13 protein-coding genes are annotated in these 13,086 nt (G+C 65.3%); all 13 read right to left on the reverse strand.

Annotation, left to right across the window (positions count from 1 at the left end; genetic code table 11):
• Positions 1–20: 20 nt before the first annotated feature.
• From ACQ4MM_RS01535 to ACQ4MM_RS01595, 13 genes are read right to left on the reverse strand one after another with little or no spacing between them, the layout of a single operon-like run.
• On the reverse strand, positions 21–596 hold the full coding sequence (locus ACQ4MM_RS01535; protein ID WP_431475703.1) for a type II secretion system protein N: 576 nt from the start codon (positions 594–596) through the stop codon (positions 21–23).
• Between the two features lie 15 nt (positions 597–611).
• Positions 612–1,832 carry a type II secretion system inner membrane protein GspF gene (gene gspF / locus ACQ4MM_RS01540; protein WP_431475704.1) on the reverse strand — a complete coding sequence of 407 codons (1,221 nt, stop codon included), beginning with the start codon at positions 1,830–1,832 and terminating at the stop codon, positions 612–614.
• Between the two features lie 3 nt (positions 1,833–1,835).
• On the reverse strand, positions 1,836–3,260 hold the full coding sequence (gspE, locus tag ACQ4MM_RS01545; protein ID WP_431475705.1) for a type II secretion system ATPase GspE: 1,425 nt from the start codon (positions 3,258–3,260) through the stop codon (positions 1,836–1,838).
• Positions 3,257–5,458, reverse strand: a complete 2,202-nt coding sequence (gene gspD, locus ACQ4MM_RS01550) for a type II secretion system secretin GspD (RefSeq protein WP_431475706.1) — start codon at positions 5,456–5,458, stop codon at positions 3,257–3,259. The genes gspE and gspD overlap by 4 nt, the downstream gene beginning before the upstream one ends.
• Positions 5,458–6,231 (reverse strand): type II secretion system protein N, encoded by a 774-nt coding sequence (locus ACQ4MM_RS01555; RefSeq protein WP_431475707.1) that lies wholly within the window; start codon positions 6,229–6,231, stop codon positions 5,458–5,460. Before ACQ4MM_RS01555 ends, gspD begins: the two co-directional genes overlap by 1 nt.
• On the reverse strand, positions 6,228–6,746 hold the full coding sequence (gspM, locus tag ACQ4MM_RS01560; protein ID WP_431475708.1) for a type II secretion system protein GspM: 519 nt from the start codon (positions 6,744–6,746) through the stop codon (positions 6,228–6,230). The genes ACQ4MM_RS01555 and gspM overlap by 4 nt, the downstream gene beginning before the upstream one ends.
• On the reverse strand, positions 6,746–7,978 hold the full coding sequence (gene gspL / locus ACQ4MM_RS01565) for a type II secretion system protein GspL (protein ID WP_431475709.1): 1,233 nt from the start codon (positions 7,976–7,978) through the stop codon (positions 6,746–6,748). The genes gspM and gspL overlap by 1 nt, the downstream gene beginning before the upstream one ends.
• A 19-nt stretch (positions 7,979–7,997) precedes the next feature.
• The gene (gene gspK, locus ACQ4MM_RS01570; protein ID WP_431475710.1) at positions 7,998–8,978 is read right to left on the reverse strand and encodes a type II secretion system minor pseudopilin GspK; all 981 of its coding nucleotides are present in this window, start codon (positions 8,976–8,978) and stop codon (positions 7,998–8,000) included.
• Positions 8,975–9,643 (reverse strand): PulJ/GspJ family protein, encoded by a 669-nt coding sequence (locus ACQ4MM_RS01575; protein WP_431475711.1) that lies wholly within the window; start codon positions 9,641–9,643, stop codon positions 8,975–8,977. Before ACQ4MM_RS01575 ends, gspK begins: the two co-directional genes overlap by 4 nt.
• Complete coding sequence (gspI, locus tag ACQ4MM_RS01580; protein ID WP_090436130.1) at positions 9,640–10,002, reverse strand: type II secretion system minor pseudopilin GspI; 363 nt, start codon at positions 10,000–10,002, stop codon at positions 9,640–9,642. The genes ACQ4MM_RS01575 and gspI overlap by 4 nt, the downstream gene beginning before the upstream one ends.
• Before the next feature lie 3 nt (positions 10,003–10,005).
• On the reverse strand, positions 10,006–10,512 hold the full coding sequence (locus tag ACQ4MM_RS01585) for a GspH/FimT family pseudopilin (protein ID WP_431475712.1): 507 nt from the start codon (positions 10,510–10,512) through the stop codon (positions 10,006–10,008).
• Complete coding sequence (gspG, locus tag ACQ4MM_RS01590) at positions 10,484–10,918, reverse strand: type II secretion system major pseudopilin GspG (RefSeq protein WP_431475713.1); 435 nt, start codon at positions 10,916–10,918, stop codon at positions 10,484–10,486. Before gspG ends, ACQ4MM_RS01585 begins: the two co-directional genes overlap by 29 nt.
• Positions 10,919–10,955: 37 nt before the next feature.
• Positions 10,956–13,082, reverse strand: coding sequence for an amidohydrolase family protein (locus ACQ4MM_RS01595; protein ID WP_431475714.1), 2,127 nt, complete (start codon positions 13,080–13,082; stop codon positions 10,956–10,958).
• Positions 13,083–13,086 lie beyond the last annotated feature (4 nt).

The raw sequence follows: 13,086 nt of genomic DNA on the forward strand, positions 1-13,086 counted from the left end.
CAGGGCTAGGACTACGCGCCTCATCGCGCTTGCGGCGCCCCGCCAGATGGTTGTGCCGACGTGGTCGGCGGCTGGGCCGGTGCCATCTGCACGGGCGGTGGAGGCATTGGCGTCACCTGCTGTGGCAGCGGCACCGGTGGCGGCTCTTGCGGTCCGCCCATGCCCAGCGGCGACGAAATGCCGCCGCTCGAACTTACGCCCTGGTCGCTCATCAGGTCAAGGCGCTTCTGCACGCCGCCTTCCATCAGGATCACGTGGCGCGGCTGCACTTCCTTCACGCTGACGCCCGGTGACAGTTCGGCGCCGACCGGGAAGGCCTTGGCCGGCTGCCCATCGGCCGCAATGATCGCCACGCTGCCATTGCCACGGGTATCGGCCACCACGCCGCGCAACTGGTAATTGCTGACCGCTGCCACTGCGGTATTGCCGCCAAACAGCCCGCGCGCCGCGTCCATGTTCGCTTCCGGCACCTGCGCCACCGGCACCGCCGCGATCGGGCGCTGCTTCGGCTTGAATAGCTGCATGCCCCAGTAGGCCAGCGAGGCAGACAGCACCGCGACGGCGGCCACACTGCAGATCAAAGGCAAACGTTTCAATTCAATTCTCCAGGTTCAGCGCACGAGCTGATTGATTTCGATGATCGGCATCAGCACGGCCAACACGATCAGCAGCACCACCACGCCCATCGCCAGGATCAGCATCGGTTCCAGCAGGCCGGCGATGGTCAGCGTGCGGCGCTCCAGGTCGGATTCCTGCGCGCTGGCGGCGCGGTCCAGCATGGCGGGCAGTTCGCCGGTGATTTCGCCGGCGCGGATCATGTGGATCAGCATCGGCGGGAAGTGTTTTTGGGCCGACAGCGAACGCGCCAGGCTGGCGCCTTCGCGCACCGAATCGCTGGCCTGCTCGACCAGGTCGCGCATCGCCACATTGGACAAGGTGTCGCGGCTGGTTTCCAGCGCGCGCAGGATAGGCACGCCGGAACCGGTGGTGATCGCCAGCGTGCTGGCAAAGCGCGAGGTATTCAGGCTGCGCTCGAACTTGCCGTACAGCGGCGCGGTCAGCAGCCAGGTGTGCCAGCGCAGCTTGATCTCGGGGTTTTGCAGCATGCGCCGCACCACAAAGCCGCCGGCCACCAGGATGCCCAGCATGACAAAGCCGTAGCTGCGCACGAAGTCGGAAATGGCCAGCATGATCACCGTCAGCAGCGGCAGCTTTTGCTTGGTGTTGGCGAACACCGACACGATCTGCGGCACCACATAGGTGAGCAGGAAGATCACGATCAGGAAGGCCACCACGGTCACGATGGCCGGGTAGGTAAAGGCCAGCTTGACCTTCTGCACCAGCGCGTTGCGGCGTTCGATGTAGTCGGCCAGGCGCGACAGCACGCGCGACAACTGGCCGATCTGCTCGCCCGAGGCCACCAGCGCGCGGTAGATTTCCTGGAAGTCGCGCGGGTGGCGCGACAGCACGTCCGACAGCGAGGAGCCGCCCATCACTTCCGAACGGATCGACGCCACCAGGTCGCGCACGTAAGGACGTTCGGCTTGTTCCAGCAATGCAGTGAAGGCTTGTTCCAGCGGCAGGCCCGCCTCCAGCAGGCTGGCCAGCTGGCGCGTAAACAGCGCCAGCTCGGTGGTACTGAGCTTTTCGCCGAAACCGCGGCGCGAGGTAGCGCCGCTGGCGTCGACTTGCGCCGCAATGGCGTCAACCTTGATCGGCACCAGGCCTTGCGAACGCAGGTCGGCGCGCGCGGAACGGGCGCTGTCGGCATTGACCACGCCCTTCTTGCTGGCACCCGCCGCATCGACGGCTTCATAACGGAAGGCCGGCATCGCTTAGTCCTTCGTCACGCGCAGCAATTCGGCCGGCGTGGTCACGCCCTGCTGCAGCCAGCGTTCGCCGTCTTCGCGCATGGTGATCATGCCGCCTTGCCGCTGCGCGGTGGCGCGGATTTCGGCTTCCGAAGTGCGGTCGTGGATCTGGGCGCGGATATGTTCGTCCGTCTGCAACAGTTCATAGATGCCGACGCGGCCCTGGTAGCCGGTGTTGCCGCAATGCTCGCAGCCCACGGCTTTCCATTGCGTGCCGTCGAAGCTCTTGCAGCTCGGGCACAGCTTGCGCACCAGGCGCTGGGCCAGCACGCCGAGCAGCGACGAAGACAGCAAGAACGGTTCAATGCCCATATCCAGCAGGCGGGTGACGGCGGCAGCGGCGTCGTTGGTATGCAGGGTCGCCAGCACCAGGTGGCCGGTCAGCGAAGCCTGCACCGCGATCTGCGCGGTTTCCAAGTCGCGGATCTCGCCGATCATGATCACGTCCGGGTCCTGGCGCAGGATGGCGCGCAGGGCTTTGGCGAAAGTCATGTCGATGCGCGCATTGACCTGGGTCTGGCCCACGCCGTGCAGGTCGTATTCGACCGGGTCTTCCACCGTCATGATGTTGGTGGAAGTGTTGTTCAGCATCGACAGCGCGGCGTACAGCGTGGTGGTCTTGCCGGAGCCGGTCGGGCCGGTGACCAGCACGATGCCGTGCGGCTGGTTGATCAGGCTATTGAACTGCCCCGTCATTTTCTCGCTCATGCCGAGGTGGGACAGGTCGAGCCGGCCGGCCTCCTTGTCCAGCAGGCGCAGCACGGCGCGTTCGCCGTGGCCGGTCGGCAGCGTGGAGACGCGCACGTCGACCGGCTTGCCGCCCACGCGCAGCGTGATGCGGCCGTCCTGCGGCAGGCGCTTCTCGGCGATGTCCAGCTGCGCCATGATCTTGATACGCGAGATCAGCGAACCGTGGATCGCCTTGCGCGGGCGCACGATGTCGCGCAGCGCGCCGTCGACGCGGAAACGCACCACCGAGGTCTGCTCGAACGGTTCGATGTGGATATCCGATGCGCCGTCGCGCAGGGCCTGCGTCAGCAGTGCATTGATCATGCGGATCACCGGCGCATCGTCGGACGATTCCAGCAAGTCTTCAATCGCCGGCACGTCCTGCAGCAGCTTGGTCAGGTCCAGGTCGGCGTCGAATTCTTCCGCCACCTGCGACGCGTCTCCGCTGGCACTGGCATAGGCGGTGGCGATCGCCGCTTCCAGGTCGGCGCGCGACAGGTGCTTGAGGTTGACGCGGCCGAAGCGGCGCGACACTTCGGCAATCGCGGAAGCAGGCGTGGCGGCCGACATCATCACATCGACCGCGTGCTCGGCTTCGGCGCTGGGTTGGGCCAGCACCAGGAAGTCGCGCGCAAAGGCGTAGGGCAGCAGGTTGCTCATTGCTGCTGCTTCGGTTCAGGCGCGGTGCGCGGCGCCGGCGGAATCGGGCGCACCATCTGGCCGCCGCCGCTCGGCTCACCATTCACCAGCTCCGGCAGGGTCGGGCGGCCCAGGTCCTGCATCACCATGCTCGACTCTGGTTTGGAGGCTTCCTGCGAGGCGCGGATAAAGTCGTAGCGGTCGGCGGTCAGGCTCATCTGCTGCTCGCGGTTGCGCACCACCACCGGGCGCAGGAACACCATCAGGTTGGTTTTCTTGCGGCTGCGTTTCTGGTATTTGAACAGGTTGCCGATCAGCGGCAGGTCACCCAGGCCCGGCACTTTTTCCACGCCGTCGCTGGTGTCGTCCTGGATCAGGCCGCCGAGGATCAGCACCTGGCCGTCGTCCGCCAGGATATTGGTTTCGATTACGCGGTTCTTCAGGATCAGGCCACTGTTCGAGGTCACGCTGGTGTCGATGCTGGAGCTCTCGTTATAGATCGCCAGCTTGATGGTGCCGCCTTCGGAAATCTGCGGGCGCACCTTCAGCGTAATGCCGACGTCCTTGCGGTCCACCGTGGTAAACGGGTTGCTGGTGGTGCCTGCCGTGGTGTTGTAGGAACCGGTCACGATCGGCACGTTCTGGCCGACCTTGATGGTCGCCACTTCATTGTCCAGGGTGATCATGTTCGGCGTGGACAGGATATTGCTGTCGCCGTCCGAACCCAGCGCGTGCGCAATCGCGCCCAGTCCCAGCTTGCCGTTGGCGAGCTGCTTGAACACGCCAAGTGTCAGGCCGGCGCCTGGCGGCGTCGGCGTCGTGGTGCCGCTGCCGCCGTTGGCGAGGTTGTTCAGGCTGATCAGGTTATTGCCGGAATCGGTCGCGAACGAGGTGCCGCCGCCGATGCGGTAGCTGCTGTTGGAGTTGCCGCTCAGGCCCGCCCACTGCACCCCGAACTCGGACAGCTTGTCGGCGTTGACTTCGACGATCATCGATTCGATGTAGACCTGGGCGCGGCGCACGTCCAGCTGGTCGATCACGCTGCGCAGGTTGCGGTACACGGCTTCCGGCGCGGTGATGATCAGGGTGTTGGTGGTGGCGTCGGCCTGGATATAGCCGGCCGATCCACCGCCGCCGCCGCTCTGCGAGCCGCTGCGGCTGCCGCTTTGCAGGGCCGGATTGCTCGGGCCGTTCTGGCCGGTGCCCGATTGCGAGGACGAGCCCAGGCCGGACTGGCCCATCTGGCTGTTGCCGGCGCCGCCCAGCGAGTTCAGGCTGCCGCTATTGCTGCCGGACTGGCTGCCGCCGCCATCGCCCGACACCACGGAGCGCAGGGTTTCCGCCAGCTTGGTGGCTTCCGCGTTCTTCAGGTAGACCACGTGCACATTGCCGGCCTGCGCGGTCGGCTGGTCCAGTTTCGAGATCAGGGACTTGGCCAGGTTGGCCCGTGCCGCGGACGGTGCGCGCACCACCAGCGAATTGGTGCGCGGGTCCGGCACCAGGGTGACGCGGCCGGAGTCGCCGCCGGCGCCCGGCTCCATCAGCTTGTTGATCATGGTGGCCAGGTCGCTGGCGATGGCGTAACGCACCGGCACCACGTCCAGGTCGGCCGACGACGGCGCATCGAGCGAGGCCACGATCTTGGCCAGGCGCTTCAGGTTGTCCGAATAGTCGGTGATGACCAGGGTGTTGTTGCCCGGGTTGGCGTTGATGGTGTTGTTGGGCGTGATCAGGGGACGCAGCACGGTCACCAGGTTGGCCGAATTCTCGTGGTTCAGGTGGAACACCTGGGTCACGATCTGGTCGCCCTGCGGGCTTTTCTGGCCGCCGATCACGGTCGGCGACGCTTGCAGCTTGGCTTCCGCTTCCGGCACCACCTTGGCGTAGCCGTCGCCGCTGACGATTGCATAGCCTTGCAGGCGCAGCGCGGAGGCCAGCAACTGGAAGGCTTGCGACTTGGTGATGGATTTTTCCGAAACCAGGGTCAGCGTGCCTTTCACGCGCGGGTCGATCAGGAACGTGATGTTGGTGTAGTGGCCGACGGCCTTGATCACCGATTCAATGTCGGCACCGACAAAATTCAGCGCGGCTTCGTCATTGGGCTGGGCCCAGGCCGTGACCGGAGCGGCGCCAGGCGCCAGCGCACAGCACAGCAGCGCGGCAGCGCTCAGACGGCGCAGCGCCGGGAAGGGGGTTGGGCTTGCAGTGTGTGTTTTCATTATCGGAACTCTAGTGCAATCACGTTTTTAACGCTGTTCGGCTTACGCTGGCCCAGCATGCTTAACAGGCCGCCAAGTTGGTCTTCGAATCCTGTTGCCGCTTCCGCCTGGCCGGAAAACTCCAACCGGCCTTGCGCAAATTTTCCTGCACCGCTCAACAGCAGCGGGCCGCGTTGCGAATTCAGCGCCAGCGCGGCTTGCTGGCCTTTCCAGTCGAAGGCCAGCTGGTAGCTGCCCAAAGGCTTCACCGGCGTCAGGCGCGACGACATGTCCTGCATTTCCAGCGTGGTGCGCCCGTTCAGCGACACCGCCTGCCCTTCGAGCGCCAGGTGCAGCGAAGACCAGGACAACTTCATGCGGCCACTTGGCGCCAGCGTGTTCAATGGCGCGCCCAGTCCCGCCAGGCCATCGGCCGGCAGCATCAGGGCCGCCGGGCTGACGTCCCAGTTGTTCCAGCCGCCGCGCAGCGATACCGCTTGCGTCAGCGCCTCCGGGTTTTGCAATTCCACGTCGACGCTGCCGAACAGGACCAGCGGCGACAGGCGCCAGCTGAAACGGCCCGGCAGCAGCGGCGTCACCGCGCCATCCTTGCTGGCGGCGCCGCCGATGAAGGCGGAGCCGCGCCACAGCGTACCCTGCGCATCGCCCAGGGTCAAACGGCCGCCGCTCTGGCTTTCCACCACCTGCCCCATCCAGCTGGCGGGCAGGAAAACCAGCACCGTCAGGCCTGCGCTGAGCATGATCGCCAGCAACCACAACATTACGCGCTTCATTGTGCGGGAGACTCCTGGCGCAGGGTCAGGTTGGCATCCACCTGGCCGGCCGGACCTTGCTGCGTCACGCTACCTTCCTGCACCATCACGCGCTGTTCGCGGCGCATCGCATCGAGCCAGGTCACCAGGCCCGGAAACGGCACGCCCTTGAATTCCACTTTAATGTAATCGCCCGTGACTGCCAGGTTTTGCGTGGCCAGGCCAGCCGCTTGCAGCCGCGCCGCCACACCATCCTTGCTCAGCGGCTGCGGCTGCACCGGCGGCTGGGCCGCCGACTGGGTCGCTTCGCCGGCCAGCGCCTGCAATTCCGCCAATTGCTGGTTCATGCGCGGCAGGTCTTTTTGCAGCCTGGCGCGGCCGCTCAAGGCCGGGTCGATCAGCACGCCCCATACCAGGCCCAGGGCGACCACGATGCCGCCGATGGCCAGCATGCGCTGCTCCTGTTCGTTGCGCGCGCCCCACCAGGCGGCGGCAGCGGCGCGGTAGCCATTGATCTTGTCGTTCAGGCTCGCCATTATTTGCCCCCTGCCTTGACCTGCCATACGCCCGGGCCGCTTTCGGTGGCGCTCATCTTGCGCTGGGCCAGCGCGGCCTGCACTTGCGCCAGCGCATTGGCGTCGACGCTGTTCGGCTTGAACTTGACCGTCATGCTGCGTTCCTTGTATTCGATACCCGCCAGCACTTCCCGGTTGGGCAGCACGGCCAGCGCTTCGCCCAGGACCGCGCTCATATTGGTGAATTCATCGGCCGTGCCGCCGCCGCTGCCGGCGCGCGCCACCGCGATATTGCGGCGCATTTGCTCAACCGGGTCGCCGATCATCGGCAGGTTCGGATAGGCGGCGCGGAATACCTGCGTCATGTTCTGGCGCACCGCGGTTTCCTCGCGCTTGAGGCGCAGCCATTCCCAGTTCATGCCGACGATATTGACCAGCACCGCAGCAACGGCGATGCGATACGGCCATTTCCAGCGCGCCCAGGCGCGGGCGGTCGCGCCGCTGACGGCGCCCAGGCCGGCGGCCAGGTCGAGCGGCACCGCTTTGGCAGCGGCGATGCGGTGCACCCAGTTGTCTTCTTCCACCGTGATGCCCGGCACATTGGCCGCCGCCGCGGCGTATTCGGCGCGCTGGGCCGGCGCTACGTACAGCGTGACCGGCGCTTCGCCAGCCAGCGCGCGCAGGGTGTGCAGCGCCGGCTCGGCGGCATTCGGCAGGGTCAGGCCCAGGCCTTCATTGGGCGCGCTGCGCAGGGTCAGTTCCAGGCCGGCGTCGTCCACGCCCAGGGCGGCCGACACGCTGCCCGGCGCCAGCGGCAGGCTCAGTTGCACCGGCAGCGCCGACACGCCATGCGCGCCTTGCGCCACCAGGGCCTTGACCAGCACTTCCAGCCAGGCGCGGTTGGCCACCGCTACCACGCGTTCGGCGCTGTCGCCGCTGGCAGGAGCCAGGGCCAGCACGCAGTCAGCCGGATCGCCCAGCACTTGTTCTTCCACCAGGTTGGGCAGGGCAGCCTTCAGCCTGGCGCCCGACAACGGCGGCATTTTGACTTTCAGCAGCGAGACATCGGCGGCGGCCAGCAGCAGCACCACGCGGCGCGCGGCCGACACCAGCTCGCCCAGGTTGCCCAGTGCACCGGCGCCCTGCTGCATCACGTTGCCGCCGTCGCCCACCAGCGCGAACTGGCAGCTGGCCGGCACGCCGTTGTCGGCGGCTGCGGCGCGGGCCGGATACCGAATGTAGAGTGTTGTCAAAGCTGGCCTTCCCTATTCCTTAAATTTCACGTATCCACACCACCTGGGTACCGTTCTGGTCGCGATGGATCAGCGACCACGACACCAGCTCCGCCCGATCCAGCTTGACCCGGCTCATCACCAGGAAGTAGTCGCTGCGGCAGTCCATATCGCTGTCCTGCAGCAGCGGCGGCTTACCCGCGTTCTGCTTGAAGTTGCCGACGTTGAGGAAGGGCGCGCGCTTGCGCGCCACCACCAGGTTCTGCCCCTCCGACAGCGAGCCGTTGATCAGGGCCGCCAGCACTTCGGCCGGCGCCGTGTTGACGTTGATCGGCGTCGCCGCCGGCAGCACAACCACCAGATCGCGCAGCTTGTCGATCGCCTTCTGGTCGAAACCCGACACCGACAGCAAATCCTCGGCCCGCAGCATCTTCATCGGCTGCCCGCTGCCCGCCGGCACCGGATCGACGTCCGGCGTCGGCGCGCTTCCCGGCGGCTGCTGCAGCAAGCCGGCGCCCTCGCTGCGCGCCACCTGGATCGCAACCACCTTGGCCAGCGACGGGTCAAGCTGCAGGATCTGCAGCAGCCGCGCAAACACCGCCACCTGTTTCTTGTTGATGCCGCCAGCCCCGGTTGTACTGGCCAGATTCGCAAGATTGTAGCGCGATTGCGCGTCGTAATTCTGTCCAGAAATGGTAGCGTCGAAAGTTTCGCCTTCGATCTTTTCGCGTTTGACGAAGTCGTCCAGCCGGGTTTCCGCCAGCGGCGTGGCCCACAGGCCGTCGGCGCGCGTCATGGTACGGCTATCGAGCATGTCCTGGCGCAGGATAAGCCTGGCCAGATCAAGGCCGGAGCGCACAATCCAGCGCGTCTGGGAATGCAGGCGCTGGTTCTCGATCGAGCGCACCTGCACCTGCTGCTGCCAGAACAGGCTGGCCACGATGGTCACGGCCAGGGTGGTCAACAGTAGCGCCGTAACAACAGCTACCCCGCGCTGGCGGGCTGGAAAGCGTCGTTTCATACGGACCCCAGCAGGAAAACTTTGACCAGGGGCGCCGGCTGGCCCTGGATCTGCAGCGAAATTTCCAGCCCGGTCGGGCCTTCCGCCTTGTTCGCCGCGGCGGCCTTGGCGTCCTTGCACTTGTTCGGGTCAGGATCGACGCATGTCGGTTCGGAAGGGGTGCTCGCGGCATTATTCGGCTGCCGCCAGCCGCCACCTTCCCACACCCGGAATTCCATATTGGCCACGCCGGCCTGCAAGCCCACCATCGCCTGCGTATTGGCTTGTTCGAGGGCGGCCTTCCACAGCGCGTCCAGCTGCAACAGGTCGCGCGCGCCGCGCGACTCGGTGCGCGACAGCAGGCCATCACGGATGGTATAGCTGACCACCTGCAGCTGCGACGCCGCATTCTCCACCATCACGGTACGCACAAAGACCAGGCGGTTGCTCTCGGCCAGCATGTTCTGGCGTTCGCGCAGCAACTGCTTGTCGGCGATCTGTTCCAGGTCGCTTTGCATCTGGGCGAAGGTAAGCTGGGTGCCGCGGGTCTGCTCCATGTTCTGCGTCAGCTGCTCGCGCGAACGCACGATGCCATCGAGCCCGCGCCAGCCCAGCACGGCGACAATGGCCAGCACGGTGATCGCCACCAGCAGTTCAATCAGGGTAAAGCCGCGCGCGTTTTTCATTCCTGCAGCACCAGTTGGTTCAGGGATGTGATGCGGCGCTGCGGCGCGCTCGCTTCGAAGACGCTCACCTCGATCCGGCGCATGCGCGGGTTCGGCAGCGTGAACACCACTTCTTCACAAATGAAGTTGAAATCGGCTTGCGGGCACTCGAAGGTGGTCTTGCCCGGCGCCGGCCAGACTTTGGCCAGGCGCACCTGCACCATGCGGTTCTCGGCCGACCAGATCGCCATCATATTGGTGCGCAGGCCCTCGCTGTTCTGGGTCAGGCTGCCCATGGCACGCAAGGCGGCGCCCAGCGCGGTGCAGACGATCAGCAGCGCCACCAGCACTTCCAGCAGGGTAAAGCCTCGTTGCCGCATACTTCAGTCCACCGTGAAATGGCCGACACCGTCGGCACGGATGATGGCGCGCAGGTCGCCGCTGGCCATGGTCAGCGTGAAAGGCCGGTCGACCGGCTCACGGCCGAAAACGATGCGCATGGTGCCCGGCACATTGGTCGGCGGATCAAGCAGCAGGGTCATGGGGCTGAACTGGAAAGGACGCTCGCGCAGCAGGTCATCCTGCGGCAGCGTCTCCCAGGTCTTGTCATTCCGCACCAGGAAACGGTAACTGTCCGGCCCCGCCTCGAAGGCGATCGGCCGGTTGCGCACGATGGCTTCATCGCGCGCCAACTGCATCAGCAGCGCGATGCGCTGCGCCTCTTTCTGCATGGCTTGCGCCTGGGACGGCGCGACATTCATCACGGTCAGGCCGAGCGTGATGCCGATGATGACCAGCACCACCAGCAGCTCGATCAGCGTGAATCCAGCCGGATGCGCTGCCGAATGCGCAGCCGAACGCTTAAATTTCCCAGGAACCGATATCTGCATCGTCGCCGCTGCCGCCTGGCTGGCCGTCGGCGCCATAGGAGAACACATCGATCTCACCTTTTACGCCCGGGGACAGGAACTGGTATGGATTGCCCCATGGGTCCTTCGGCATTTTTTCCAGGTACGGCGCCTTCCAGCCGTTGGCGGCAGGACCGGCGGTCGGCTTGGCCATCAATGATTGCAGGCCCTGTTCGGTGGTCGGATAGCGCTGGTTATCCAGCTTGTACATCTTCAGCGCCTGCATGATGGTGGAGATTTCGACCTTGGCGGCGGCAGTCTTGGACTGGCCAACGCGGTCCAGCACCTTAGGCAGCACCAGTGCCGCCAGCACGCCCATGATCACGACGACAACCATGATCTCGATCAGCGTAAAACCGCCGGAGCGGCGTTTGCGTGGTTTTTGCATAAGATTCATTAAAAATTAAACTGGCAGTATAAGTGATTCAATCGTGCTTGCGGCCAATTGCGCCTGCGCGGCGCAACACGCCGTCATTCGAGCCGGCGATATTCGACGGCACGGCCGCCAGCGGCTTCACCGCCGGCGCGTTGGCGACGAAAGGCTTGATGCCCAGCGCCTCGTCCACTTCCTTAGGATAGATCACCTGGCCGCGGGTGATCACGGCAGATACTTTGCGCAGGTCTTCGATATTCTTGGTCGGGTCGCCGTCGACCAGCACCAGGTCGGCCAGCTTGCCGGTTTCGATGCTGCCGCGATCGGCGCTGGTGCGGGTGTAGCGGGCGCCGTTGCGGGTCGCCACCTGGATCGCCTCGGCCGGGGTCAAGCCGGCTTTCACCAGCAGGGCCAGCTCGGAATGCAGGGTGAAGCCTGCCAGGTCGTCGGTGCCGGCCACAATCGGCACGCCGGCTTTATGCAGGATGCCGACGAACTGCACCATCTTGGCGAAGGATTTCTCGTAGCGCGCCTGGGTGGCGGCATCCGGGATCTTCATGGTGCCGACGTGGAAGCCGCGCGCCACGTCGGGCGGCATATTGCCTTCCACTGCGGCCCAAGGCTCGTTGACGTCGCCGTCCTTCTGCTTCAGGAAGGCGAAAGTGGCCAGGGTCGGGTCGATCACGATCTGCTTTTTCTTCAGCGTGGCGACGAAGTCTTTCACTTCCTTCGAGTTGAAGTCCAGGCCGGCGACTTTCTCGGCCGGCAGGTAGAAGCGTTCCAGGCTGCGGGTTTCCACGCCCGGCTTGAACAGGAAGTTCAGCATGACCTGGTTGATGTGCTGCAGCTCGTCGTAGCCGGCATCCAGCGCCTGCTGGGCGCGCAGGCCGGCCGGCACGTGGCCGGACACCCGCATGCCGCGCGAGTGTGCGTAAGCAACGGTGTCCTTCAGGATCTCTTTCGGGAAGGAGTTGTAGATCTTCAGCTGCGGGTAGCCATGCTCGGCATACCAGTCGATGGCGCGCTTGGACTGTTCCAGTGTCTTCACCACGAAGCCACCGTTGGAGGAATACGAACTTTCGCCCTCCAGGAAGCCGGCCGGCACGATCTGCGGCGCCAGCAGCTCGCCGTCGGCGGTTTCGTCGATCATCATCTGCAGCTGGGCATTGTCGTTGCCCATGTCGCGCAGCGTGGTCACGCCGGCGGCGACGTGCAGCGCCCCTTCCCAGCGGCCGATGTGGCCGTGCATGTCGAACAGGCCGGGCAGCATGATGCGGCCGCCGGCATCGATCTCGTTGACGGCGCCGCGCACCGGCGAGCCGGCCGGCAAGATGGCGGCGATGCGGCCGCGCAGCACGTACACGTCGGACGGCGCCCCGACAGTAGCCTTGTTGCTGTCGAAGATGCGGGCGTTCTTCACCACGGTCAGGCCCTGCAGCGGGTGCTGCAGCTTGGCCGCCATGTCGTTCAGCATTTTCGCTTCGGCGACTTTCTGGCGTTCGGCCAGCAGCTTGCCGTTGTCCTGCCAGCCTTCGATGGCGAATACGAAAGTACCCGGCTCCACCACGGCAAACAGGGAAGGATTGGCGCCCTTGGTGATCCACAGGAATTTCGGGCTCAGCCCGAGGCCGGTCTGCGCCACCAGTTGCACCGGTTGCGACTGGCCCTTGGGACCGGCTGCCTGAACTTCATCGAGCACCACCTGCTTCAGGGTGCCGGAGGGCAGCAGCGGGATGCTGGCCGACGGCGTCTTGGCCAGCGCGGCAATCGCACGCGAGTCCACTTCGAAGCTGCCGTTCAGCGCCACGTACACCGCCGGCCCGCTGACGTCTTTCGCACCCTGCTCGGTAGTGGATTTCCATTGCGCCTTGCCGTCCTTGCGCTCGAAGGACTCGTCGACCACCGCGCCGAAGGTCGAATTGCCCTTGGAATGGTAGGTCGACATGGTGCCGTCGGCGGCCAGGCGGAATTCCTCCGTCAGTTCGGGGCCGCGGCCATTGTCCTTGTAAATGTAGCGAACCTTGGTCAAGCCGTCGTCATGGCTTTCCACCACTTGCTCGCCCATCTGCTTGCCGTTGTTCTCGGAAATGATGACGTAGCGGGTGGTTTGCGTGACTGCCGCTTGTGCGCTGAACGCACTTGCAATAGCCAGCGCCAGGACGGCGGAAACTCGCTTCATTGTT

The sequence above is a fragment of the Massilia eburnea genome (genome assembly GCF_050709955.1).
Classification (GTDB): Bacteria; Pseudomonadota; Gammaproteobacteria; order Burkholderiales; family Burkholderiaceae_D; genus Rugamonas; species Rugamonas eburnea_A.